General features: G+C 67.2%; 26 protein-coding genes and 1 other RNA gene. 18 read left to right on the top strand and 9 right to left on the bottom strand.

Annotated features, from left to right (window positions below; translation table 11 throughout):
* The first annotated feature begins 91 nt into the window (after nt 1-91).
* From XCSCFBP4642_RS0122045 to XCSCFBP4642_RS0122105, 13 genes are all read left to right on the top strand, one after another.
* On the top strand, nt 92-682 hold the full coding sequence (locus XCSCFBP4642_RS0122045) for an HAD family hydrolase (protein WP_029221678.1): 591 nt from the start codon (nt 92-94) through the stop codon (nt 680-682).
* A gap of 7 nt (nt 683-689) precedes the next feature.
* On the top strand, nt 690-1,109 hold the full coding sequence (gene rnfB, locus XCSCFBP4642_RS25585) for an Rnf electron transport complex subunit RnfB (RefSeq protein ID WP_033899519.1): 420 nt from the start codon (nt 690-692) through the stop codon (nt 1,107-1,109).
* Between the two features lie 161 nt (nt 1,110-1,270).
* Nucleotides 1,271-2,059, top strand: coding sequence for a hypothetical protein (locus XCSCFBP4642_RS0122055; protein WP_029221679.1), 789 nt, complete (start codon nt 1,271-1,273; stop codon nt 2,057-2,059).
* A gap of 85 nt (nt 2,060-2,144) precedes the next feature.
* Entirely contained in the window at nt 2,145-2,510 is a 366-nt protein-coding gene (locus XCSCFBP4642_RS0122060; RefSeq protein ID WP_029221680.1) for a DUF4345 family protein, read from the top strand.
* 58 nt (nt 2,511-2,568) lie between these two features.
* Entirely contained in the window at nt 2,569-3,132 is a 564-nt protein-coding gene (locus XCSCFBP4642_RS0122065; RefSeq protein WP_029221681.1) for a sigma-70 family RNA polymerase sigma factor, read from the top strand.
* Nucleotides 3,129-3,959, top strand: a complete 831-nt coding sequence (locus XCSCFBP4642_RS0122070) for an anti-sigma factor (protein WP_029221682.1) — start codon at nt 3,129-3,131, stop codon at nt 3,957-3,959. The genes XCSCFBP4642_RS0122065 and XCSCFBP4642_RS0122070 overlap by 4 nt, the downstream gene beginning before the upstream one ends.
* A gap of 254 nt (nt 3,960-4,213) precedes the next feature.
* The gene (locus XCSCFBP4642_RS0122075) at nt 4,214-5,212 is read left to right on the top strand and encodes an acyl-CoA desaturase (protein WP_029221683.1); all 999 of its coding nucleotides are present in this window, start codon (nt 4,214-4,216) and stop codon (nt 5,210-5,212) included.
* A complete protein-coding gene (locus XCSCFBP4642_RS0122080; protein WP_029221684.1) occupies nt 5,209-6,459 on the top strand; it encodes an NAD(P)/FAD-dependent oxidoreductase in 1,251 nt (416 codons plus the stop codon). The genes XCSCFBP4642_RS0122075 and XCSCFBP4642_RS0122080 overlap by 4 nt, the downstream gene beginning before the upstream one ends.
* Nucleotides 6,459-7,343 (top strand): DUF1365 domain-containing protein, encoded by an 885-nt coding sequence (locus tag XCSCFBP4642_RS0122085; RefSeq protein ID WP_029221685.1) that lies wholly within the window; start codon nt 6,459-6,461, stop codon nt 7,341-7,343. Before XCSCFBP4642_RS0122080 ends, XCSCFBP4642_RS0122085 begins: the two co-directional genes overlap by 1 nt.
* Nucleotides 7,340-8,626, top strand: coding sequence for an SAM-dependent methyltransferase (locus XCSCFBP4642_RS0122090; RefSeq protein ID WP_029221686.1), 1,287 nt, complete (start codon nt 7,340-7,342; stop codon nt 8,624-8,626). The genes XCSCFBP4642_RS0122085 and XCSCFBP4642_RS0122090 overlap by 4 nt, the downstream gene beginning before the upstream one ends.
* A 3-nt stretch (nt 8,627-8,629) precedes the next feature.
* Nucleotides 8,630-9,175, top strand: coding sequence for a DUF2878 domain-containing protein (locus XCSCFBP4642_RS0122095; RefSeq protein WP_029221687.1), 546 nt, complete (start codon nt 8,630-8,632; stop codon nt 9,173-9,175).
* On the top strand, nt 9,172-9,954 hold the full coding sequence (locus tag XCSCFBP4642_RS0122100; RefSeq protein ID WP_029221688.1) for a DUF1295 domain-containing protein: 783 nt from the start codon (nt 9,172-9,174) through the stop codon (nt 9,952-9,954). The genes XCSCFBP4642_RS0122095 and XCSCFBP4642_RS0122100 overlap by 4 nt, the downstream gene beginning before the upstream one ends.
* A 17-nt stretch (nt 9,955-9,971) precedes the next feature.
* Nucleotides 9,972-11,042 carry an SAM-dependent methyltransferase gene (locus tag XCSCFBP4642_RS0122105; RefSeq protein ID WP_029221689.1) on the top strand — a complete coding sequence of 357 codons (1,071 nt, stop codon included), beginning with the start codon at nt 9,972-9,974 and terminating at the stop codon, nt 11,040-11,042.
* Between the two features lie 150 nt (nt 11,043-11,192).
* On the opposite strand, the gene XCSCFBP4642_RS0122110 is transcribed toward XCSCFBP4642_RS0122105, so the two are convergent.
* Together XCSCFBP4642_RS0122110 and XCSCFBP4642_RS25590 are read right to left on the bottom strand one after the other, a co-directional pair.
* Nucleotides 11,193-11,540, bottom strand: a complete 348-nt coding sequence (locus tag XCSCFBP4642_RS0122110) for a RidA family protein (protein ID WP_029221690.1) — start codon at nt 11,538-11,540, stop codon at nt 11,193-11,195.
* A 10-nt stretch (nt 11,541-11,550) separates the two neighbouring features.
* Nucleotides 11,551-12,258 (bottom strand): DUF998 domain-containing protein, encoded by a 708-nt coding sequence (locus XCSCFBP4642_RS25590; protein ID WP_053329611.1) that lies wholly within the window; start codon nt 12,256-12,258, stop codon nt 11,551-11,553.
* A 261-nt stretch (nt 12,259-12,519) separates the two neighbouring features.
* Here XCSCFBP4642_RS25590 and mprF point away from each other — a divergent pair, with 261 nt between their 5' ends.
* The gene (gene mprF / locus XCSCFBP4642_RS0122120; RefSeq protein WP_029221691.1) at nt 12,520-15,087 is read left to right on the top strand and encodes a bifunctional lysylphosphatidylglycerol flippase/synthetase MprF; all 2,568 of its coding nucleotides are present in this window, start codon (nt 12,520-12,522) and stop codon (nt 15,085-15,087) included.
* 255 nt (nt 15,088-15,342) lie between these two features.
* On the opposite strand, the gene XCSCFBP4642_RS0122125 is transcribed toward mprF, so the two are convergent.
* From XCSCFBP4642_RS0122125 to XCSCFBP4642_RS0122150, 7 genes are all read right to left on the bottom strand, one after another.
* Complete coding sequence (locus XCSCFBP4642_RS0122125; RefSeq protein ID WP_029221692.1) at nt 15,343-16,716, bottom strand: virulence factor; 1,374 nt, start codon at nt 16,714-16,716, stop codon at nt 15,343-15,345.
* 68 nt (nt 16,717-16,784) lie between these two features.
* Nucleotides 16,785-16,967 (bottom strand): oxidoreductase-like domain-containing protein, encoded by a 183-nt coding sequence (locus XCSCFBP4642_RS0122130; protein WP_029221693.1) that lies wholly within the window; start codon nt 16,965-16,967, stop codon nt 16,785-16,787.
* Between the two features lie 62 nt (nt 16,968-17,029).
* Nucleotides 17,030-17,635 (bottom strand): HD domain-containing protein, encoded by a 606-nt coding sequence (locus XCSCFBP4642_RS0122135; RefSeq protein ID WP_029221694.1) that lies wholly within the window; start codon nt 17,633-17,635, stop codon nt 17,030-17,032.
* Between the two features lie 49 nt (nt 17,636-17,684).
* The gene (locus XCSCFBP4642_RS0122140) at nt 17,685-18,287 is read right to left on the bottom strand and encodes a 2'-5' RNA ligase family protein (RefSeq protein WP_029221695.1); all 603 of its coding nucleotides are present in this window, start codon (nt 18,285-18,287) and stop codon (nt 17,685-17,687) included.
* Nucleotides 18,288-18,565: 278 nt separating this feature from the next.
* The gene (locus XCSCFBP4642_RS0122145) at nt 18,566-19,021 is read right to left on the bottom strand and encodes a PA2169 family four-helix-bundle protein (protein WP_029221696.1); all 456 of its coding nucleotides are present in this window, start codon (nt 19,019-19,021) and stop codon (nt 18,566-18,568) included.
* Complete coding sequence (locus XCSCFBP4642_RS29315) at nt 19,018-19,179, bottom strand: hypothetical protein (RefSeq protein WP_160170401.1); 162 nt, start codon at nt 19,177-19,179, stop codon at nt 19,018-19,020. Before XCSCFBP4642_RS29315 ends, XCSCFBP4642_RS0122145 begins: the two co-directional genes overlap by 4 nt.
* 580 nt (nt 19,180-19,759) lie before the next feature.
* Nucleotides 19,760-20,968: an MFS transporter gene (locus XCSCFBP4642_RS0122150; protein WP_029221697.1), complete on the bottom strand. Its 1,209-nt coding sequence runs from the start codon at nt 20,966-20,968 to the stop codon at nt 19,760-19,762.
* Nucleotides 20,969-21,213: 245 nt separating this feature from the next.
* Between XCSCFBP4642_RS0122150 and XCSCFBP4642_RS0122155 the strand changes: the two genes are divergently transcribed.
* From XCSCFBP4642_RS0122155 to XCSCFBP4642_RS0122165, 4 genes are all read left to right on the top strand, one after another.
* Entirely contained in the window at nt 21,214-22,308 is a 1,095-nt protein-coding gene (locus tag XCSCFBP4642_RS0122155; RefSeq protein WP_029221698.1) for an alkene reductase, read from the top strand.
* A gap of 240 nt (nt 22,309-22,548) precedes the next feature.
* Nucleotides 22,549-23,598, top strand: coding sequence for a L,D-transpeptidase (locus XCSCFBP4642_RS0122160; RefSeq protein ID WP_029221699.1), 1,050 nt, complete (start codon nt 22,549-22,551; stop codon nt 23,596-23,598).
* Nucleotides 23,599-23,850: 252 nt separating this feature from the next.
* A non-coding RNA gene (locus XCSCFBP4642_RS27850) (sX9 sRNA) lies at nt 23,851-23,935 on the top strand.
* Complete coding sequence (locus XCSCFBP4642_RS0122165; RefSeq protein ID WP_228325666.1) at nt 23,924-24,385, top strand: DUF6491 family protein; 462 nt, start codon at nt 23,924-23,926, stop codon at nt 24,383-24,385. Before XCSCFBP4642_RS27850 ends, XCSCFBP4642_RS0122165 begins: the two co-directional genes overlap by 12 nt.
* Nucleotides 24,386-24,476: the final 91 nt, after the last annotated feature.

Raw genomic sequence — 24,476 nt, forward strand, 5'->3', positions numbered from 1 at the left:
TTGAGAATCGCCGCACCCGACCTCCACACACGGATTTAAGCTTGAGAGGACCACGCCTCTCACCAATCCCCACTCCCCAATCCCCGCCCCCATGCACCTGGCCCTGTTCGACTTCGATCACACCGTCACCACCTGCGACACCTATGCGCGCTTCCTGCGCAAGGTCGCCACGCCTGCGCAGCTGGCCGCGGCAAAGTGGCAGGTCGGCCCGTGGGTGCTGGGCTATCGGCTGGGCGTGGTGTCCGCTGCCGCGCTGCGCGCGCGGGTCACGCGCATCGTGTTCAGTGGTCGCTCGCTGGACGAGATGGCCATGCACGGCGCCGATTACGCGCGCACTGCACTGCCGGGCGTGTTGCGTGCCCAGATGATGCAACGCATCGACTGGCATCAGGCGCAGGGGCATGAAGTGGTGCTGGTGTCGGCGTCGGTGGATCTGTATCTGCAGCCGTGGTGTACGCAGCATGGGCTGTCGCTGATCTGCAACCGGCTCGAACACACCGGTGACGTGCTGAGCGGGCGCTATGCAGATGGCGATTGCGGGCCGCACAAGGCCATGCAGATTCGCGCACGCTACGATCTGGCGCAGTACGCCTGCGTGCACGCCTATGGCGACAGCCGCGAAGACAGGCCGATGCTGGCACTGGCGCAACAGCGCTGGTATCGCGGCCATCCGCTGCACTGACGCTGCAATGCCCGTCCCCACGCCCGATCTGGTCGAACGCCTCGACCGCCTGTTGCCACAGACCCAATGCGGCCAGTGCGGCTACGACGGCTGCCGCCCCTATGCGCAGGCGATGGCAGACGGCCTGGCCGGGGTCGACCACTGCCCTCCCGGCGGCGATGCCGGTGCGCGTGCGCTGGCGCACCTGCTGGGCGTGCCCGCACGTCCCTACGATCGCAGCCGCGGGGCGCACAAGCCGGCGCAGGTGGCATGGATCGTGGAGGCCGATTGCATCGGCTGCACCAAATGCATTCAGGCCTGTCCGGTGGATGCCATCGTCGGTGGCGCCAAGCACATGCATACGGTGATCGCGCCGCTGTGCACCGGCTGCGAGCTGTGCCTGCCGGCCTGCCCGGTGGATTGCATCGCGCTGCATCCACTCGGCTGAACGCCGCGCCAGATCTGGCGGATTGACGATCGTCATGCGGTCCGCCACGCCAGCATCCCCTCGCTCCACCCACCGGCGGTCAGGAACGTCCTGACGCGCGATGGCGCATCCATGCTGCGGCCGTGCCCGTATGGGTAAGCACTCCCATCGAGGATGTGCCGATGCGTCCACTTACCACTGCCGTTGCCGCGATTGCCGCCTGCTGCCGGCCGATTCCGCCGCTGTTGTTGCTGGTGCTTGGCAGCCTGCCCATGGGTGCGGCGGCGGTGACGCGCGTGGACGGCGAGGTCTTCGATGCCGACAGCGGCGCATTGCGCTACCGCGAATCGCATTGGCTGCTCGATGACGGCGGGCGACTGGTGCTGTACCGCTGCCCCACTGGGAAGGCGTTTGCGCGCAAGCAGGTCGACGGTGGCGGTACGGCGCCCGATTTCAGCCTGACCGACGCGCGCGACGGGTATCGCGAAGGCGTGCGCCGGCGCGATGGCGTGCGCGAGATGTTCCAGCAAGCGCCCGGCAAGCCTGAGCGCAGTGCCGCACTACCGGCCGGCGAAGACGAGCGCGTGATCGATGCCGGCTTCGATACCTACCTGCGCGCCCACTGGGATGCCCTGGCCAGCGCACCGCAACGGGTGGATTTCGTGCTGCCCAGCCTGCAACGGCAATTGGCGTTTCGCGTCGAGCGCATCGACGATGTTGCCGGCCAGCGCCGCTTCCGCATTTCACTCGATGCCTGGTACGGCGCGGCGGTGCCCTCGCTGGAGGTGCGCTATTCCATCGCCAGCAAACGCCTGCTGGAGTTCCGCGGCGTGGGCAACCTGCGCGATGCACACGGGCGTTATCCGCGCGTGCGCATCGTGTTTCCGGACACCGCACCAGGCGCCAGTAGCGACGCCGCGTTGCGTCAGGCGCGCGAGCAGCCGCTGACCGGCAGTTGCAGCGCCCCGTGATGCCGGCCCGCGCCATCTTCACGCCTGACCACGCGCCGTTGCGTACAACGGCCCGGGCATCCATTCCGCGCACAGGAGCACCCGCATGGCAAAGGCCTATCTCTGGATCAACGCAGTGTTGTATATCGCCCTGGCGATCTGGTGCACGCTCTCGCCGGTCAAGACCGCACACGCGGTGGGCTATACCCAACTCTCGCCGGCCGGGCAATCCGAATATCTGGTCATCTATGGTGGCCTGCAGTTGGGCATGGCATTCCTGTTCGGCTACTTCGCCTGGATCGATCAACCGCGCACCGGCCTGCTGGTCGCACTCGCCTTCTACGTGCCCATCGTGCTGTTCCGCAGCGTGTCGCTGGCCAGGCTGTGGCCGGTGTCCGCGCCCACGGTGGCGCTGGCCGTGGTGGAAATCGTCTTGCTGCTCGCCGCTGCGCTGCTATGGTGGCGCAAGTGAAGGACAGCATCAGCCCAGTCCGGTAGCATCTCGCTCACCTCTCCCGACGCCCGACCGCATGAGTGCCATTCCTGGCCACGACGACGATGAGACCGGACGCCTGCTGACCGCAACCGCGGGCGGCGACCGGCATGCCTTCGAAGCGCTGTACCGGCAGACCTCGCCCAAGCTGTTCGGCGTGTGCCTGCGGTTGATCCCGCAACGCGCCGAAGCCGAGGAAGTGCTGCAGGACGTGTTTACGCTGATCTGGCACAAGGCCGGTCAATTCGACCCCAGCCGTGCCCGCGGGCTGACCTGGCTGGCAATGATCGCGCGCAACAAGGCCATCGACCATCTGCGCGCCAACGCACCGCAGCGCCGCAACGTGGCGCTGGACGATGCCGGCGAGCTGCGCGACCACGATGCGCTGCCGCTCGAGCGAACCGAACGCGCCAGCACGCGCCGCCGCATCGACCACTGCCTGGCCGAGCTGGAGCCGCCGCGTAGCGAGCTGATTCGTACTGCGTTCTTCGAAGGCATCACCTACGAAGAACTCGCCGCACGCACCGACACACCCATCGGCACGGTCAAGAGCTGGATCCGCCGTAGCCTGGCCAAACTCAAGGCATGTCTGGAACGATGAGCACGCCCTTTCCCATCGACCAGGAACCACCGCGCGACGTGCTGGCCGGCGAGTACGTGCTGGGCCTGCTCAGCGCCGACGAGCGTCTGGCGGCCGAGCAGCGCATTGCCACCGATGCCCCGTTCGCCCAGGCGGTGCTGCAGTGGGAGGACCATCTGGCCCCGCTGCTGGAAGAGATCGCCGCGGTGACACCGCCGGACCAGGTCTGGGCACGCGTGCGCCAGACGCTGGGCTTCGACACGCCGCTACGCGCCGTACCGGTCGCAGCGCCTGCAAGCACCGGCACGCCGCCCGCCCCGCTCTGGAACAATCTGCGCTTCTGGCGCGGGGCCAGCGCCGCTGGCGTGGCTACCGCGGCGGTCTGCGTGCTGGCGCTGTTCAACCTGCGTACTGCGCCCGTGCAGCCGCTGCCGCGCGACACACCCGTTTTGCAGACGCCGGTCACCCCGCCTGCGGCGACCACGCCGCCGGCGACCGGCATTGCGATGACCTCGACCCTGGCGACCGAAGACGGGCGTCCGGGCTACGTGGCGCTGATGGATGCCGACAAGCACACCATCACGGTGACACCGCTGGACCGCACCGCCACCGCCGACAAGGTGCCCGAGCTGTGGCTGATCACGCCCGATGGCAAGGCCCATTCGATGGGCACCTTCGACGATCAGCGGGCACGCCGCGCACAGATTCCCGACCAGCTGATGCCCATGCTCAGCAACGAGGCGATCCTGGCAGTGACGCTGGAACCGCCGGGCGGTGCGCCAGGTGGCGTGGCGACCGGTACGGTGGTCGCCAAGGGCGGCATCAGCACGCTGGCAATGGCGCCCTGAGCCAGCAAGGCCACGGCTGCCTGCGATCCATGCGCAGGCAGCCGTATTCACAAGCAGCCTCATTACGTGTTACCGATACTGCGCGCACATATCGCCATGCGCGATGGTGCGATCGCCGCGTGCAAGCGCGCAGTTCCGCGATTCCCGTGCGAGGCTGACCGCCACGACCTGAGCGGGGGTGCGATCGACCGGGCGGGTGCATCTGTTTGCCGGCCGCTCCCGTACAGGTCACGACTACACACGGAGATTGATGCGTGCCGAGTACCGGAATCGACCCTCACGCCGCCTCGCCCCGGCCCAGCCCCTCGCGTCGGCGTGGCGGACTTGCCGGCCGTCTGGGCAGCCTGCGCCGCTGGGTGGATTCGCAGGCCGATGGCCCGTTGGACGAGGCGCGCGCAGACCGCATCGACTGGCTGCGCGCCCTGCCCTTCATCGCGCTGCACCTGGCCTGCCTGGCGGTGTTCTGGGTCGGTGCATCGTGGTTTGCGGTCGGCACGGGGCTGGCGTTGTATGCACTGCGCATGTTCGCGCTCACCGGCTTCTACCACCGCTACTTTTCGCATCGCGCCTTCAAGACCTCGCGCGTGCTGCAGTTCGTGTTTGCCGCCATCGGCGCCACCTGCGTACAACGTGGGCCGCTATGGTGGGCCGCGCATCACCGCAACCATCACCGGCATACCGATACCGGTCGCGATCCGCATTCGCCGGCCCAGCACGGTTTCTGGTGGAGCCACACCGGCTGGTTCCTGACCCCGCGCAATTTCCGCACCGACTGGGAGGTCATCCCGGACCTGCGTCGTTTTGCCGAGCTGCGCTTCCTGGACCGCTTCGACATCGTGATGCCGGTGCTGCTGGCGGTTGGCCTGTACCTGCTCGGCAGCTGGCTGGACAGTGCCGCACCGGGCCTGCACACCAATGGTCCACAGCTGCTGGTGTGGGGGTTCGTGCTATCCACCGTGGCACTGTTCCATGCCACCTTCACCATCAATTCGCTGGCGCACCGCTTCGGCAGCCGGCGCTTCGACACCCGCGACGACAGCCGCAACAACTGGCTGCTGGCGTTGCTCACCTTCGGCGAAGGCTGGCACAACAACCACCACTTCTATCCCGGCTCCGCACGCCAGGGCCTGCGCTGGTGGGAGTACGACATGACCTGGTACGGGCTCACCGCGATGTCGTGGGTGGGCCTGGTCTGGGATCTCAAGCCGATGCCGGTGTCGCTGGTCAGCCGTGGCCGACGGGTGAGCCAATGAGCGAGCGCAGGATTGCCGTGGTCGGCAGCGGCATTGCCGGCCTGGGCGCGGCGTGGCTGCTGTCGCGCCGCTACGAGGTCACGGTGTTCGAAGCCGCCGATTACCTGGGCGGGCACACCCACACCCACGAGATCCAACTGGACGGACAGCGCTACGCGGTGGACAGCGGCTTCATCGTGTTCAACCCGCAGCACTACCCGCTGCTCACGCGCATGTTTGCCGAGCTCGACGTGGCCGCGCAGCCAACCACGATGAGCTTTTCGGTGCACGATGCGCGCAGCGGGCTTGAATACAACGCAGGCACCTTGAACGGGCTGTTCTGCCAGCGCCGCAACCTGCTCAGCCCCCGCTTCTGGGGCATGCTGGCCGACCTGCGCCGCTTCTATCGGCAGGCACCGGCGGTGCTGCATGGCGACGAGCGTTTCAGCACGCTGGGCGCGTATCTGCAGCGGCACGGCTATTCGGACGCGTTTCGCGATCAGCATCTGGTGCCGATGGCGTCGGCGCTATGGTCCTCGCCATCGCAGACCATTCTCGAATTTCCGATGGGCCAGTTGATCGGCTTCATGGCCAACCACCACATGCTGCAGATCAGCGGGCGGCCGCAGTGGCAGGTGGTGCGCGGCGGCTCCAGCAGCTACGTGCGTGCGCTGCGGCGGCGCTGGCAGGTGCTCGAGCGGCTGTCCACGCCGGTGCATGGCATCGGCCGTACGCCCGATGGCGTGGTGGTGAGCTCGCTGCGTGGGCAGGAGCATTTCGACGAGGTGGTGCTGGCCTGCCACGCCGACGATGCGCTGGCATTGCTCAGCGATGCGTCCGAGGCCGAACAGCAGATCCTGGGCGGCATCACCTACCAGAACAACGACACCGTGCTGCACACCGATGCCCGCATCCTGCCGCGCGACCGGCGCGCCTGGGCGGCCTGGAACGCGCATGTGCCGGCCGACCCGCAAGCGCCCTGCACGGTGAGTTACTGGATGAACGCGCTGCAATCGATCGACGCACCCCAGCCCTTCATTGTCTCCCTCAACCGCGATCACGACATCGACCCGGCCAAGGTGCTGCGGCGCATGCGCTATCGGCATCCGGTGCAGAACGCCGCCGCGCTGGCGGCACAGGGCCGCAAGTCCGAGATTCAGGGCAGGCGGCACACCTGGTTTGCCGGTGCGGCCTGGGGCTTCGGCTTCCACGAAGACGGCCTGCGCAGCGGCGTGGATGTGGCGCATGGCCTGGGAGTGAGCTGGTAATGCACCTGCTGCGCGAAGCCAGCACCGATGCCGTGCCGCTGCCTCCCGGTGAGGACAGCGGTGCCGGCAGCGTGGCGGGTGGCTTGCGCAGCGCGATCTACACCGGCTGGGTACGGCACCGGCGATTCGCGCCCAAGCCGCTGGCGTTCCGCTACCGGCTGTTCCTGCTGTACCTAGATCTGTCCGAGCTCGATCAGGTGTTCTCGGGCCGCTGGCTATGGTCGGTGGAGCGCGCCAACCTGGCGCAGTTCCGTCGCAGCGATTACCTGGGCGACCCGGCCATTCCGCTGGATCAGGCCGTGCGTGAGTGCGTGCAGGCGCACACCGGCGAGCGGCCGGACGGTGCGATCCGGCTGCTGACGCATCTGCGCTACTTCGGCCACGTGTTCAACCCGGTGAGCTTCTATTACTGCTTCGACCGGCATGACGGCCTGCGCTGGATCGTGGCGGAAATCACCAACACGCCGTGGCAGCAACGCCACGCCTATGTGCTGCCGGTGGCGCAGGCGCGCACGCATCGCGATGTGCATGCCTGGCGGTTCGACAAGCACTTCCACGTCTCGCCGTTCATGGGCATGCAGCATCAGTACGACTGGCGCTTCAGCGTGCCGGCCGCGCAACTGCGTGTGCATATGGACGTGCTGGACGCCACCGATGCTGCCGCTGACCGCGCGATCGACAACAGCCGCACGCGCCGCTTCGATGCCACGCTGGTCCTGCAACGTCAGCCACTGACCGCACGCACCCTGGCGCGCACCTTGCTCGCCTACCCCTTGATGACCGTGCAGGTGGTGCTCGCCATCCACTGGCAGGCCGTGCGCCTGTGGCTGCGCGGCAACCCTGTGCATGACCACCCCCACCCGCCTGTGCGAGATCGCCGATGAACGCCACGTCCCTGCCCGATACTGCTGTACCCCGCGCGGCTTCCTGGACGGACCGGCTGCTGCGCAAGCGCCTGGTGGCCACACTGGGCGAGCTGCGCGACGGGCAATTGCAGCTGCACGACGCCGACGGCATCACCACGCTGGGCACTGCCAGCGGCGCGAACGCCCTGCAGGTGCAGCTGCACGTGACCGACCCCGGCTTCTATCGCCAGGCCGCGCTCAACGGCAGCGTGGGTGCCGGCGAGTCGTACATGGACGGACAATGGCAATGCGACGATCTGGTCGGGCTGATGCGCGTGCTGCTGCGCAATCGCGACCGCCTGGATGCGATGGAAACCGGTACCGCGCGCCTCGGCGGCTGGGCCATGCGCAGCCTGCATGCGCTGGCCCGCAACACCCGCAGCGGCAGCCGGCGCAATATCGCCGCGCACTACGATCTGGGCAACCCGCTGTTCAAATTGTTTCTGGACGAGAACCTGATGTACTCGTCGGCGATCTTCGTCGATGGCGAAGAAGCGCAAGGCGAAGCGGCACTGGAGCGTGCGGCCACGCGCAAGCTCGAACGCATCTGCCGGAAACTGCGCCTGGGTCCGCAGCACCACGTGGTCGAGATCGGCACCGGCTGGGGCGGTTTTGCCCTGCATGCGGCGCGCGAACACGGCTGCCGCGTCACCACCACCACCATTTCGCGCGAGCAGTTCGACCTGGCGAACCAACGCATCGCCGATGCCGGCCTGAGCGACCGGGTTACCGTGTTGTTGAGCGACTACCGCGACCTGCAGGGCCGCTTCGACCGCGTGGTGTCGATCGAGATGATCGAGGCGATCGGCCACCAGTATCTGGACACCTACTTCGCCAAGGTCGGCAGCCTGCTCGCCGACGATGGCGAGGCGCTGATCCAGGCCATCACCATCGAGGACCACCGCTACAAGCAGGCGCTGCAGTCGGTGGACTTCATCAAGCGGCATATCTTCCCCGGCAGCTTCATTCCGTCGGTCGCGGCGATGACCGGCGCGGTGGCGCGCGCCAGCGATCTGCGCCTGTTCCATCTGGAGGACATCGGCCCGAGTTATGCGTTGACCTTGCGTGCGTGGCGGCACCGCTTCATGGCGCAGCTGCCGCAGGTGCGCGCACTGGGCTACGACGAGCGCTTCATCCGCATGTGGGAGTTCTATCTGGCGTATTGCGAAGCCGGTTTTCTGGAGCGGTCGATCGGCGACGTGCATCTATGGCTAAGCAAGCCCGCTGCGCGCCCACCGCAGTTCGTGCCCGGTCTTGCGTGAGGCATGAAGCAGCTCGGCAACTATCTCGGCTTGCAGGTGCTCTGGGTGGTGGCGGTGGCCGCCGCTGCGCACGGGCGCGTGTGGCCAACGCTGCTGGTACTGGCGCTGTTTGCGCTGTATCAACTGTGGCCCTCGAAACGCGCGGCCGGCGATGTGCCGTTGCTGATCGCCGCATTGGCACTGGGTTTGCTGCTGGACACCACGCTGGCGGCAGGTGGCTGGGTGCGCTATGCCACGCCATGGCCGGGTAGCGTGCTGGCGCCGGCGTGGATTCTGGCGTTGTGGCTGGGCTTTGCGCTCACGCTCAACCATTCGCTGCGCAGCGTGATGCAACGCCCGTGGTTGGCCGTGCTGCTGGGTGCCATCTTCGGCCCGCTTTCGTATTGGCTGGCGCAGCGCAGTTGGCACGCAGTGGAACTGTTGCCGCCGTTGCTGCATGCGGTCCTCGCCGCCGGCATCGGCTGGGGCGTGGCGTGCGGCGTATTGTCGCTGTATGCACGCCGTCTGACGCGACCATGGCCGCATGCCAAGACCGGAGAACTGCAATGACTGTGTGGCCGCTGCTGCATGTGGGCGTATTCGCAAGTGGGGTGATGCTGCTGGGCTGGCTATGGCAGCGCCGCAGCGGCAATGCCGGCCCGGTGGACGTGTTGTGGGCCGCCTGCCTGGCGGCGGCTGCGCCGTATTGCGCGTGGCTATCCGACGGTGCGCTGCTGCCGCGCGTGTTGGTGGCGGTGCTTGGCGGTCTGTGGGGCGCGCGCCTGGCCTGGCATCTGGGCGTGCGCGTGTTCGGCGACCCGCACGAAGACGGTCGGTATCGCGCCCTGCGCGAGCATTGGAATGGCGACCAGCGCAAGTTCCTCGGCTTCTTCCTGGCCCAGGCGGTGGTGGTGGTGCTGTTTGCGGTGCCGTTCCTGGCTGCGGCCAGCAACCCTGACCCGGCATGGAGCTTCTGGAGCGCGTTGGCGGTCGTGGTGTGGTTGATTGCGGTCGGTGGCGAGGCACTGGCCGACCGGCAGCTGTCTGCGCACAAGGCCGATCCGGCCAATCGCGGCAAGACCTGTCGCAACGGACTGTGGCGGTATTCGCGCCATCCCAATTACTTTTTCGAGTTCGTGCACTGGTTCGCCTATCTGGCCTTGGCGGTCGGCGCCGGGCCCTGGCCGGTGGCGCTGTGCGCGCTCGGGCCGGTGGTGATGTTCGCGTTCCTGTATCGCTTTACCGGCATTCCCTACACCGAGCAGCAGGCACTGCGCTCGCGCGGAGAGGACTACGCGCAGTACCAACGCACCACCAGCGCGTTCTTCCCGCTGCCCCCTTCGTCCTGAGTTGTCTGGAGAGTTGCATGTCCACTGTCACCGCCCCGCCCTCCTCGCTCCCGGACGAAGCGTTCGCCACGCGCCTGGCCGAATCCGGCGTGCTGCCCGACGCTGCGCTGCGCTACGGCATCCGCCGTCTGTGCGCGCAGCGCCTGCGCGATGAGCGCGGCAACGACGCCGATGGCAACGGCGAGCGCCAGCGCGCCTTCATCGATAGCCTGCGCGCCAGCGCCATCGCGATCGAAACCGATGCGGCCAACCGCCAGCACTACGAATTGCCGCCGCAGTTCTTCACCCTGTGCCTGGGCAAGCGGCTGAAGTACAGCAGCTGCTACTGGGACGCCAGCACACCGGACCTGGACGCGGCCGAAGAACGCATGCTGGCGCTGTATGGGCAACGCGCCGAGCTGGCCGATGGCCAGCGCATCCTGGAACTGGGCTGCGGCTGGGGCTCGCTGACGTTGTGGATGGCCGAGCGTTACCCCAACGCCAGCATTGCCGCGGTGTCCAATTCGCGCCCGCAGCGCGCGCATATCCTGGAGCAATGCCGTCTCCGCGGCCTGGGCAACGTGCAGGTCATCACTGCCGACGTCAACGCGCTGGCGCTGCCGCCGGTCACTTTCGACCGTGTGGTGTCGGTGGAGATGTTCGAACACATGCGCAACTACCGCGACCTGCTCGCGCGCGTGGGCAGCTGGCTGGCGCCGGGCGGCAAGCTGTTCGTGCACATTTTCTGCCACCGCGACCTGGCCTACCCGTTCGAGGTGGCCGGCGAAGACAACTGGATGGGCAGGCATTTCTTCACCGGCGGGCTGATGCCGGCGGCCGACACCTTGCTGCATTTCCAGCAGGACGTGGTCATCGAACAGCGCTGGGTCCTGTCGGGCCAGCATTACGAGAAAACCGCCAATGCCTGGCTGGAAAACCAGGACCGCTACCGCGACCAGATCATGCCGCTGTTGCAGCAGACCTATGGCGAGGATGCACAGCGTTGGTGGCAGCGCTGGCGCATGTTCTGGCTGGCCTGCGCGGAACTGTTCGGCTACGACCAGGGCCGCGAATGGAGCGTGGCGCACTACCGCTTCGTCAAGCGCTGATTGGATTCAGGCGGAAGCTTTAACGGCAGTCGCCACGCACGCCACTTGCATCTGCGCATTTCGGCAGGTTTGCAGCAACAACGTCGTCGCAGTGAAGCGGTGCGTGCACCGGCGCGCACCGCATGTCGACCGCTTGACGCAGGAACGCGGTCAGCCCGCCGCAGCGGTGATCACGATTTCCACCTTCCACTCCGGCCGCGCCAACTTGGCTTCCACGGTCGCGCGTGCGGGGGTGAAGCCGTGCGGCACCCACTCGTCCCAGGCCTTGTTCATGCCATCGAAATCGCCGATGTCGGCGAGGAAGATTTCCGCGCGCAGGATCTTGGTCTTGTCGCTGGCGGCCAGCGCAAGCAATTTGTCGATCTCGCCCAGCACCTGGCGGGTCTGGCCGGTGATGTCTTCGCTGGTGTCCTCGGCAATCTGGCCGGCCAGATAACACACGCCGCCATGGACGGTCATCTCGGACATACGCGGGCCCGCATCGAATCGCTGCAGCATTTCAGACTTCCTACGGTTGGTGGACCCGGCCATTGTCACGCGAATGCGCAGCGCATGCAGCCCCGCCATCGACCAGGCGCGCCAGCCACAGCCCGACACGCACCATCCAGAGCACGATCAGCACGATGGCGGTCTTCTGGCTGATGCCCAGTGGCGCGGCGCTTACGCTGACATGGAACAGCAATGCCGCAAACGCGGCACAGCCCACCCCGAATGCCGATGCGAAGTGCTGTCGCCATGCGCGATCACGCCGAAAATACCAGGACTGCAGCAATACCGCTGCGATCACGCACAGGAAGGTGGCGTCGGCCGACAGCACATGCACCATCTTCGCCGCGTCAGGCGCCAGCTCCGGCATCCAGCTGTCGCCGATCGACACCGCGCACAATCCCAGCGCCGCTACCCAGAACAGCCCCAGCACGGTGCGGCTGCGTGCGGCCGGCTGCAGCGCCGCATACATCCCCAACGCCAGCCATGCCATTGCCGCAGCCAATAGGCAATACGCGGTGCGCAGCAGCAGGCCGTAGGCGCCGTGCAGGTAGGCACTCAACTGCGCATCGATCCAGCCCAGGTCGCCCCGCAGCCATTGCAGGGCCAGCACCAGGCCGATGAAGGCGGCGCCCGTCACAGCGGCAAGCGCGCCCGCCCGGCCGCTCCAGGCCGGCAGATCGACCGCGGTGGGGTGCGCTGCAGGCGCGCTTTGCTGTGACGTGCTCATCCGCCGCCTGTCTGCCTTCCAAACCGTGACCTCGTGCATCCTGCTCCCCCGCGGCACGCGTATGCGCCAATGCCCTATGATGCGCGCGGCCGCGCCGGGCCGACAGGGGGCGGCGCCATCGACCTGCATTCACTCCTTCTCGGCACTCACGCGATCACCCTGCATGCACCTTCACTCCGCTGGCCCATGCAGACCCGCCGCGCACGCGGTACGCCTCGTGCATGCGTCCTACTTTCCTCTTGAACAGAACCCGTTGCCCCCATGACGGATACCCCCGTGTCTTCCGAAGCGCCGGCCAGCGGTTGGCGTCGCGCCCTGCCGGTCCTGATCAGCCTGGCGATCCTGGCGATGGCGCTGCACGCGCTGTCGGCACAGTTTACCGACCATGGCTATCGCCAGATCCGTCAGGCGTTCCGTGCACTGGGTGCGGGCCAGATCGCTCTGACGTTGTTGCTGGGCTTGAGCAGCTACGCCTGCCTGGTGGGCTTCGACTGGGTGGGGCTCAAGCGCACCGGCAAGCGGCTGCATCCGGCGCGAGTGGGCATCACCGCGTTCATGGCGCACGCGGTAGGCCAGACCCTGGGTTTTGCCGCGCTCACCGGCGGCGCCGTGCGCCTGCGTGGTTATGGCAGCGTGGGGCTGACCCTGGCCGAGATCGGCCAGGTGGTGCTGATGAGCACGCTGGGCTTCATTTTCGGCGCCTGGGTGCTGCTGGGGCTGGCGCTGATGCTGGAACCGGAAGCGGCCGCGCGCGCCTTGCCGATCACTGCTGAAGGCATCCGTATTGCCGGCATCGCCCTGCTGACCAGCTACGTGGCCATGCTGGTGCTGGTCGGCAAGCAGGGCCGCGAGTTCGGCCTGCGCAGCCATCGCTTCTGGCTACCTGATCGCAACACCGTGCTCGGGGTTACCGCGCTCAGCCTGGTCGAACTGGGCCTGGCCGCGGCCGCATTCTACGTGCTGCTGCCGCCGGATCCGGGCACCGGCTATTTCGGCTTCATCGGCATCTGGCTGGTGGCCGTGGTGGCCGGCCTGATCTCCACCGTGCCGGCCGGCCTGGGCGTGTTCGAGTGGAGCCTGCTCAAGCTGCTGCCGCATGTCACCCCTGCGGCCGTGCTGGCCGCAGCGCTGGCCTACCGCGTCACCTATTACATCGTGCCGTTGCTGATCTCGGTCGCCATGGCGGCGGCCTCGGGGCTGGGCGCGGCACCGGTCCGCGCCAGCGCCAGCACCGCGCGCACGGTGTGGAAGGCCTTGCGTCCGTGGCTGCCGCAGATCCTGGCGCTGGCGGTGTTCGCGGTCGGTGCGGCGCTGGTGATCGACGGCACCCTGCCGACCCCGCGTGCGCGCCAGGAAGTGGCGCCGCTGCCGCTGATCGAAACCTCGCATCTGCTGGTCAGCCTGGGCGGCATGATGCTGCTGCTGATCGGCCAGGGGCTGCAGCGCCGCAGCCATGCCGCCTGGATGCTGGCGCTGGGCGTGTGCGTGCTGCTGCCGCCGTTGTCGCTGCTGCGCGGCAGCCATATCTCGGTATCGCTATCGGCGGCGCTGGCAGCGGTGGCGCTGTGGGCGGCGCGGCGCGAGTTCTACCGCCAGGGCGCGTTGCTGGACGAAGCCTGGTCATGGCGCTGGCTGAGCAATCTGGGCCTGGTGCTGGTGGCCACCTTCTGGCTGTTGTTCTTCGTCTACAGCCATGTCGAATACAGCAACGACCTGTGGTGGCAGTTCGCCACCTCGGCCAATGCGCCGCGTGCGTTGCGCGCCGCGTTGATCCTGTGCGTGGGCGTGATCGTGTTCGGCATGGCGCGCTTGCTGCGCGGTGGGAGGCGCCCGATGCCGGCGGCCGATACGCAGACGCTGTCCACGCTGGCGCCGATCCTGGAAAGCAGCACCGACACCCAGGCCTGCCTGGCGCTGACCGGAGACAAGGCCTTCCTGCTGGATGAGCAGAGCCGCGGCTTCGTGATGATGCAGCGCTACGGCGGCTCGCTGATTTCGATGGGCGACCCGGTGGGGCCGCCGGAAGTGGCGCGCGCGCTGATCTGGCGCTTTCGCGAGAAAGCCGACCACATGGGCCTGCGCCCGGTGTTCTACCAGGTCGGCGAAAAATACTGGCAGACCTATCTGGACATGGGCATGACCCTGGTCAAGCTGGGCGAAGAGGCGATCGTGCCGCTGGAAAACTTCACCCTGGAAGGCCGCGACCGTGCCGACCTGCGCCAGGCCTGGAACCGCGGCAAGCGCGGTGGCCTGACCTTCCGCATGCTGCAGCCCGAGCAGGTGGATGCGGTGTTGCCGCGCCTGTCCGAGGTGTCGGAGCAGTGGCTGGAAGAAAAGTCCGGCGAAGAAAAAGGCTTCTCGCTCGGCAGCTTTGATCCGGACTACCTGCGTCGTTTCCCGGTCGCAGTGGCCGAGGCGGAAGGCCGGATCGTGGCCTTCGCCAACGTGTGGTGGGCGCCGGCCGGCGGCGAGTTGTCGGTGGACCTGATGCGGCATAGCGCCGAGGCGCCGAAGGGCACGATGGACTTTTTGTTCATCGCGTTGTTCCGGTGGGGCCAGGCCAACGGCTACACGCGCTTCTCGCTGGGCATGGCACCGCTGTCCGGGCTGGCCGAGCACCGCCTGGCCGGCCGCTGGAACCGCTTCGCCAGCCTGGTCGCGCGCCACGGCGAGCGTTTCTACGGCTTCAGCGGGCTGCGCCGCTTCAAGTCGAAGTTCGCCCCGAGCTGGCGCCCGCGCTACCTGGTTGCACCGGGTGGCATGCATCTGCCGGCCGCACTGCTGGATGTCACCCGCCTGATCTCGGTGGACCCTGGGCGGCAGGAGTAAGGCCGCTCGATACCTGCGGTTCTACGCGAATACCTCGCTCTGCTTCGGGCGCTTGCACCTGTGCCTGAAGGCATTGCTTGCCGATCAGCGATCGCAATCTTGGGAGCGCGGTGCCGCGTCCGGGGGCGGGACCGTGTGACGGCATAAATGCCGCCCGCCAGGCTGGACGGAGGCCGAACCGAACGGCGGCGACCTGGTCGTTGACCTGCATCGGCCCGGCGTCGGGCCGAACCAGCTCACATATGCCCTGCTCTTTTACGGCTTCGACAGTGCGTGCAACTGCTCCATGATCACCCTGGCCAGGGTCGCGTAATCGCCCTTGAAATGGTGATTGCCCGGCAGCGCCACGCGCTTGGCAGTGGCTGCAGGCAGGCTGGGGCACAGTGCATGGTCGTCGTCCTGGCCGTAGATGCAGACTGTGGTGCCGGCCGGCAGACGCTGTACTTCCGGCGCGATCGGCAGACCTTCATCATCCGAGCCCAGCCAGTTGCTGACATGGAATTCGTAGTCGGCCAGCTTGCCCACCGACAGCAGCGCGGTCATGCGGATGCTCTGCTTGGTCGGTGCGGGCAGCGTGTTGATCGCCGCCGGCAATACGTCGGCACCCTGCGAAAAACCGATCAACACCACGCGCTTGCGCTGCCAGCGTTGCGCGTAGACGCGCGCAATGCGGTCCAGATCGGTGGCAAAGCCCTGCGGAGTGCGCTTGGTCCAGAAGTAGCGCAACGAATCCAGCCCCACCACCGGAATGCCCTGCGCGGCGAGCGCATCGGCCACTTCTTCGTCCAGGCCCGCCCAACCGCCGTCGCCGGACACGAAGATCACGAAGGTGTCGTCGTCGCTGTCGCCGTCCGGCCTGGCCGGCAATTCCACCACCGGCAGATCGGCCAGCCCATCCGGCGGCGGCGGCAAGGCCACGCCCTGCTGGTCGCCCAGCGAACGGGCGGCCGCGCGCAGGCCGGGCAAGATGTCGCCCCGCGCAGCGCGCTTGAAGGTGCGCGCCTGCGGAATCTGCTTGAGAAAGGCCTGTTCGGCCGGCGCAGGGCACCGCTTGTCCTGGCTGCCGGCAAGCACCCACGGAATCTGCAGCGGCACCGGCATCAGGCGATTGCTCCCTGGCTGCACGCCGGGCTGGCAGATCGCCTGATCGGACACCGCCGCCGGGCACACCCCGTCGGTGAGCACGCCGGCCAGCACATGCGGCTTGGCCTGTGCGCCGATTGCGTACGCCAGTGCAGCACCTTCTCCATCACCGACCAGCAGCGGCAGGCGGTAAGTGGGGATGTGATAGAAGGCCTGCAGATAGCGGGAAAAGTTCTCCACATCGCCGACCGAGAACGCGCAGGTGCCGCCGGCCTTGCGCAGCGCCGCATACAGATGGGCGGTATCCACCACGGCGACCATGGCGCCATCGTCGCGCAGGGCCTGCGCCTGCGCCTGGCGCTGGCCGGCATTGCCGGTACCGGCCAGCCAGATCACCACACGCTCTGGCTCGCCCTTGGGCATGAGCACCGGCACTTGTTCGAACCGTCCGTGGCTGACCGGATCCGGGGCCTGCGCGGCAGCCATGCCCGACAGCGTCAACACCGCTGCGCCGCAGAACGCGCTCCATCGTTCAAGTCGTCGCATGTCGCACCATCGGGAAAGTGGTCCAAAGATAAGTGTTCCGGCACGTGCCGCGAAGCGCCGTGTTTCGCTCACCGCGCCTGCGCCTGCTGGCGGGCTTCCCAGGCAGCCAGGGCTTGGCGGTAGCGGGTCAGCTCCTCGGCATACAGATCGTGCACGCACAGCGGGCAGCCGCTCTCGCAGCACTCGTTGGGCGCTGGCGCCTGCGGCGGTTGCGGGCGTGGATCGGCGGTGGAAACGGCGAGCTCGTGCATGCGGCCATTGTAGCGTGCGTGATCCGCCTTCCCGAGGCGGCGCAACGCAGCGCACTGGCCCATCAGCGGCCCAGCCGGCGACGCAGATTGGCGCGCGCCGCGGCATCGGCGTTGGCATGGAAATATGCGCTGAGAAAGATGCGCGGCCGTTTGAGCAGACCGGCCAGGAAACGCCGCCGGTTCAGGCGGAACAGCAGCGCCGGCACATGTCCTCGGTACTCGTCGGCGATTGCGCGGTCGTAGGCATCGAAAATCGCTGCCGGTGCCGCCAGGATCGCCATGTCGCAGTCCAGAAACAGCGCCGCCTCTTCGTCGACATCGGTCGGTTGCAGCTGGCCATGCCGTGCGGTGAGCAGGATCAGCGTCTGCACGCGCGCAAGGTCCACCTCGGCCCGTGGCCACCAACGCGGGATGCAGTCCAGTGCCCACGCCGCTGATTGCGCTTCGTTGTCGCTGCGCCCGGGCTGGTACACCGCATCGTGGAACAGCACTGCCAGCCAGACCTCCACCGGCTGCCGCCAGCCTGGTCCGGCAGCGACCTCGGCATAGTGGTGCAGCAGTGCGCGCACGTGGCCGAAGTGATGATAAGCGCGCGCAGGCGTGGCATAGGCCTGTTCCAGTGCGGCCAGGTGGTCGGCATGCAAAGGTAGCGGTGCGGAGATATCCATGCGCGCAGGCTAGCGCGTAGCGCGCCGCTCTGCCCATGGGCGCGGTGGTTCAGTGCAGCGACCAGCGCCCTTCGATCTGGTAGCGCGACTGCCCCAGGAAACTGCGCACCAACGCAAATTCACGCACCGTCCAGGCCAGCGCCTCGCAACGCCGCTGCGGCAGTGTCTGATTGCAGTACAGCAGGGTCATGTGCGGTATGTACTGCGCATCGCCGGCAATGCCCACATGCGCCAGCTGCCGCCCCAATGCCCCCTGCAACTCATACAGCCCGCGCACCCGCTCTTCGCCGCGCAACACGCAGGGCAATTGCGAGCGCCGCCCACCGAAGGTACCGACGCGATCGAATTCCACAGCGAAGGCCGGCAGGGCAATGCGTTCGGCAGCCTGACTGGCCCGGCTGACCAGCGACGGCGGCAATCCGCCCGCGTAGTCGCCCAGGTGATGCAAGGTCACGTGCAGCCGCTCGCGCCCGAGCAGCTTTCCCTCCACCTGCCCTGCCTGCAGCACACCATTGGCGATGTCGCTCGCGCGTTCGGCGGTTTGTGCATCTGCCATCACCGCAAAGAACAGCCGCTCGGTAGGCTTCTCTTCGCCCAAGCCCAGCGACAGCTGTGCCTCGGCCGATGGCAGGGAGAGAAACTGCTGTTTCATGAGAATGTCCACGTCCGCCTGCGCGGGCCTGGCTGAAGAAGGGCGGCGGATACTAGCAGACCCCATGCCTGCCGAGTACGCCGTAGTCGCACGTATCGCCGTGGATCAGCCGCGTTTGTGGAGCGGCACATGGTGGAGAGCGCCGCGCGGCCGACGTCGCACACCGCACGTCGCACCCTGCATAAAAAGAAACGGGCAGCTCGCGCTACCCGTTTCCCGCCTGTATCGATTTACGCCGGAGCTGCATCAAGATGATGCACCACGGTATTGCAGCGACATTACGCCGCGTTCTTCATTGCATGCTTGCGGTTGCGCATCACGTCATGGCACGCACGCACTTCCGGCAACAAACGCAGTGCGGCGTCGCGTGCGGCAGCCGGCGTGTCCTGATCGGCAATGGTTTCGTCAAAGGCCTTCAATAGACGGTCTTCCGATTCTTCCAATTCGGCCACGTAACCGTACTTGGTGTCGCCAAGCGTTGCACGGACCTTGCCGTAGAACTGCTGCATGCTGCCAACCATGGTGCCGTGCTGTTCCGGCGTTCCGCCCACCGAAGCCACCACGCTGCTCAAATTGCTGACGATGTCGCTCTTGACGCCAGCGATGCGGCGGAACAGCGTCGCAAGCTCGGCATCGCCTACCTTGCCAGCAGCTTCATCGTAGAAGTCCTTGCCGTCGCGCGAAATGGCGATGAGGTCGTTGAGGCTGTGCTCGGTTTTGCTCTGAATGCTCATAGTTGCTCCTGGTTGCATGGGCCGCGCTGCGCGGTGATGCGTTGCGCTGGTTTTCGGGAGAACAGCGCAATCGGTGTGTTGATTGCGATGCCTTGGCGGTGTGTACGGCTCAATGCTGGCCGCGCGCGCATAATCGGCATGTGAGCGATGCGGGTCATGTCCTCACGCCATCATGCGGCCGATGAACTGCGATTCATCGATGCCAATACCGCATCAAGATCAAGATTCCTTAGGTTGCCGGCTGGCCCACATGTTGTCGATCAGATTCGGATACGGGCGCCCTGCCTCTTCTGCCCGCCTTCGGGCGGCGGCCTTCTGCGCCTCGGTCAACGGCGTGGAGGCCTGGCGTTTTGGGCTGGGGCGCTTCCATGGCGGTGGAGTGAAATCGGTCATGACGGTTCGGTCCGCTTGCGGTCAGGCACGCAGTCTCGATGGCGTGTCGTGAGATGACCGTGGATGAGACATGGCCGCGCACGATAGCAGCGCCGGCCTTCGCACTCTCTGGACGACCGGCACCGGCACGACCTGCACCGGTGCAGCCGGCATGGCGCTGTGCGCGAGCCGGAACTCAGCGCGTGGCCGGCCTGGCCTGTGACTGGCACCGCTGCAGTAACAACGCAGGCAACGGCAGATCACCGCATCCGGCAGACATCACCTGCACGCATGCGCGCTGTCCGAGCACACCGATATCAGAGGCGTCGTGTTGCCCGCCAGGGGCTGACCCGACACCGGATCACCTCAATAGCTGGCCAGCGCGCTGCGCTGACGCTGTTCCTGCCAGACCGCTGCCGCATAGATCAGCAGGCCACCCAGCGCGGTGGCGGCGCCGACGTAGCCGGTGGATGTCCAGCCCCAGCTTGCGGTGATGGCCATGCCGCCCAGCCACGGCCCCAGCGCATTGGCGGTATTGAACGCCGCATGGTTGGACGCCGCCGCCAGGGTTTGCGCTTCGGCGGCCACATCCATCAGGCGGGTCTGCAATGCAGGCGCCAGGGCGCCCATGGTGCCCACCGCGACGATGGAGACGAACACCCACAGGCCCGAGTGCGCGGCCAACGGAAACGTCAGCATCACCACGATCGACCACCCCAGCAGCACCGGCACCGCGCGGAACTGCAGGCGATCGAACAGCCAGCCCCCCAGGATGCTGCCAAGCACGCCGCCCACGCCAAAGGCGGCCATGGCCAGCGGGATGCGCGCCGGCTCCACGCCGGTCACCGCCGTCAGCGTCGGCGCCAGATAACTGAAGACGCAGAACATGCCGGAAAATCCCACGGCACCGATTGCCAGCGCCAACCACACCTGCGGCCGGTTGAACGCACGCAGCTCGCGCAACGGCTGCTGCCGTGGCTCGTCGGGCGCGGGCGGCAACAAGGCGGCCACCGCCGCGACCGTGCCCAATGCGATCACCGACACCGACGCATACGCCCAGCGCCAGCTGACGATCTGCCCCAGCCAGGTCGCCAGTGGATTGCCCACCAGCAACGCCACGCTCAAGCCCAGCAGCACGCGTCCCACCGCAGTAGCGCGCTGGTTGGGCGGGCTGATCGATGCGGCCACCAACGAGGCCACGCCGAAATACGCCCCATGCGGCAGGCCTGCGACGAAGCGGCACAGCAGCATGGTGTGATAGCTCGGCGCCAACGCGCTGGCCAGATTGCCCACTGCGTAAAACACCATCAGCAGCAGCAACAGGGTGCGGCGCGGCCAGCGCGCGCCCAGAACTGCCAGCAGTGGCGCGCCGACCACCACACCCAGCGCGTAGGCACTGATGACATGGCCCACCTGCGGCTCGCTGATCTGCAGGCCCTGCGCAATCTGCGGCATCAGGCCCATCGTGGAAAATTCGCTGATACCGATCGCAAAGCCGCCCATCGCCAGCGCCAGCAGGATCAGCACGTAATCGCGTCGGGGAACGCGCGGGGCGGAAGGGTCGATATCGGACATGCCCGACTCCAGATTGACGGGGCGGCCTATTATTGTGCAATGCAGCAATACAGAAAAGGCCGATGTCCCGGGCGATTCAGCCCGCACGCCTTGCCTGTCACAGTTTCGCCCACTTCAGTACGCCGGGAGACGCTGTGTCCTATCAGCGTCGCTCGAATCCGCTTGGGTCCGCCACCATCGCTGTGGAGCACCGCGATCGGCGCGGCGCCGCGCCTTGCGTGTGATCCAACAACGACTGGTTGCTGATGTCCAAATCCACTCAATCCCCACTGTTCTCGCCGGTGCGCCTGGGCGCGCTGGACCTTGCCAACCGCGTGATCATGGCGCCGCTGACGCGCAACCGCGCCGGCGCCGGGCAGGTTCCGTCGCCCCTGGCCGCCGAATACTACGGCCAGCGCGCCACTGCCGGCCTGATCGTCGCCGAAGGCACGCAGATCAGTCCGCTCGGCCAGGGCTATCTGGATACGCCGGGCATCCATAGCGCCGAACAGGTCGCCGGCTGGCGCGCGGTCACCGATGAGGTGCATCGCCGTGGCGGCAAGATCGTGTTGCAGCTCTGGCATGTCGGCCGCGTCTCGCACACCAGCGTACTGCCGCCGGGCGAAGTGCCGGTCGCGCCCAGCGCGATTCGTGCAGAAGGCAAGACCTACACCAAGAACGGCTTCGAGGACGTTTCCGAACCGCGTGCATTGGCGCTGGACGAAATCCCCGCACTGATCGAGGACTACCGCATCGCCGCGCGCAATGCGATCGAGGCCGGTTTCGATGGCGTGGAAGTGCATGCGGCCAACGGCTACCTGCTCGACCAGTTCCTGCGCGATGGTTCCAACAAGCGCACCGATGCCTACGGCGGCGATATCGAAAACCGCACCCGCCTGCTCGTCGAAGTGGTACAGGCCATCGCCGATGAGATCGGTGCCGAGCGCACCGGCGTGCGCCTGTCGCCGGTCACCCCGGTCTACGGCGCACACGACTCCAGCCCGCAGCCGCTGTTCGAACGTGCGGTGGAGCGGCTGAACCTGATCGGCGGCCTGGCGTTCGTGCACGTGATCGAAGGCGCCACCGGCGGTGCGCGCGACAATATCGCCTTCGACTACGCTGCACTGCGCGCAAAGTTCGATGGTGCCTGGATCGCCAACAACGGCTACGACCGCGCGATGTCCGAGCATGCCATCAGCAGCGGCTATGCCGATGCCATCGCCTACGGCCGCCCGTTCATTGCCAACCCGGATCTGGTGCGTCGCCTGCGCGAACACGCCCCGCTGGCCGAGGTGGATCAGTCCACCCTCTACGGTGGTGGCACCAAGGGCTATACCGATTATCCGGCGTTGCCGGAGTAAGCATCACGCCCGCATGCCCGATCGTCGTTGCCATGCGGCGGCGATCGGACTGCGAGCGTGATCGACTACGCCACCGATGCGCACTGCCGGAATTCCTGCAGCCGCACACCAGGTAGCACGCGTCGCCTTGACGACAGGGCGGCGCCACCTTCGCATGTCGCGCCCATCGCACGGCATCCCCCGATGACGCGCGCGCGTCTGCCCGCTAGCATCGGTGCGACCCTCCTGATGGGAACGCCGATGCGGCCCCTGCTCTCGTTCGCGCTGCTGTGCATGTTGCTGGTGAGTGGTTTCGCAGCCGCCGCACCGTTCTGGGGCGCCCGCCAGTCCAGTCCCGCGGATACCCTGCCTGCCGACCTGAAGCCGGGCGACTGGATCTGGGGTGGCGTGAGCAAGGGCTGGGGACCGATGGCGGTGATCGTCAGCCTCGCCGAACAGCGCGCGTATGCATATCGCAATGGCATCCTGATCGGCGTGTCCACCATCAGCTCCGGCAAGCCCGGACATGAGACTCCCACCGGGGTGTTCACCATCCTGCAGAAGGACCGGGATCACCGCTCCAACATCTACAACGCCGCGCCGATGCCGTATCAGCAGCGGCTCACCTGGGATGGCGTGGCGCTGCATGCCGGCGGCCTGCCCGGCTACCCGGAATCGCATGGCTGCGTGCACCTGCCATCGGAATTCGCCCGGCTGCTGTTCGACAATTCCAACATGGGCATGGTGGTGGTCGTGGCGCAGGCCGGCATCAGCGCCGACGATGTGGTGCATCCGCGTGCGCTCAGCCCGATCGACCCGACCACCGGCGCCGAGCGCCCGCTGCTGCCGCTGCCCAACGGCCAGGCATTTGCATGGCAACCGGCGTTGGCGCCCACCGGCCCGATCTCGATGCTGATCAGCAGCACCGACCAGCAATTGCTGGTCTACCGCAATGGCGTGGAAATCGGGCGTGCCCAGGTCGCCGTGCAAGCGCCGCCGGGCACGGCGCCGCCGGGCACGCAGGCCTTCATCGTCGGCCAGGGCTTTTTGCCCGGCGAAATCGCAGGCCTGCCGGGTCGTCGCATGCCCAACTGGATGCGCATCGGCATTCCCGGCAGCACGGCCGCGGCAGGCCAGGCGCTGGATGCCGACACCATCGCGCGGCTGCAGGTACCGCCGGCGTTCCTGGCCGAACTGCTGCCCTTGCTGACGCCCGGCGTCGTCCTGGTCGCCACCGACCAGCGTATCCTGCCGGAGACCACCGGCGGCAAGCTGCAGGTGCTGGATTCGGATCCGCCCGAGCCGCACTGACGCAGATCACGCTGGCCGTGCGATCCAGCGGCCGACCTGGCGCCACCCAACTCCGCTGCGTACATGGGACGCGAACTGAGGTAGCGGCCCCGCTACGCTCGCGTTTGCAGGCGCAGCGGGGCCGGCACATGATGCAGCCATCTCATTGCCAAGGGTGTGCGTGATGCGTGTGCTCCCGGCGGTTCTGCAAAGAGCAACTACCAAAACTACTGCGCGGCCGCCAGGCGGGCGCGGCCGGTGCTCGGAATCCTCATGTACCAGCCGTACACTCCGGTCCCTCCGCGCCGTCCGCGCCGTCCGCACCCACCTGACGACCGCTCGCTACGTGTTGGTAGCCGCTCTTGGCACCACCTTGCTTGCCAGTTCCGCGCTCACTGCATCCGCAGAGTCCGCGCGCCCCGCCGCGCCGGATGCCAGTTGCCTGGATGCGCGCCAGGTCTCGGAGTTTCACCAGGCCGACGCGCGCACGCTGGCGGTGGCCGAACGCGATGGCCGCCTGTTCCGCCTGCAGTTGGCGCAGAACTGCCCGCAGCTCGGCGCGCAGGCCGATGCCACCCTGCTTGCACCACACGGTTGGGTCTGCAACGGGGCGCCGGCGTATGCCAGCGCCGGACAGCAGCGCTGCGCCGTTGCCCAGGTTGCCTCGATCGATGCACGCGACTTCGCCGACCTGGCGCGTCGCCGCAATCACGGCGAGGTACCGACCCTGGAAGGAGTGAGCGTGCGCGAGGCACGTCGACGCAACTTCGCCGGCTCATCCAGCTACTGCTTTCATCCCAGCACCTGATTAGCCCCGACTCTCAGCCATGAAAATTGCTCGCTGCACGTAAAACCGGCTCTGGGCATGGTGTGGATTGCATCATGGCCGTGGCAAGTCG

This window comes from Xanthomonas cassavae CFBP 4642, from assembly GCF_000454545.1.
Classification (GTDB): domain Bacteria; phylum Pseudomonadota; class Gammaproteobacteria; order Xanthomonadales; family Xanthomonadaceae; genus Xanthomonas; species Xanthomonas cassavae.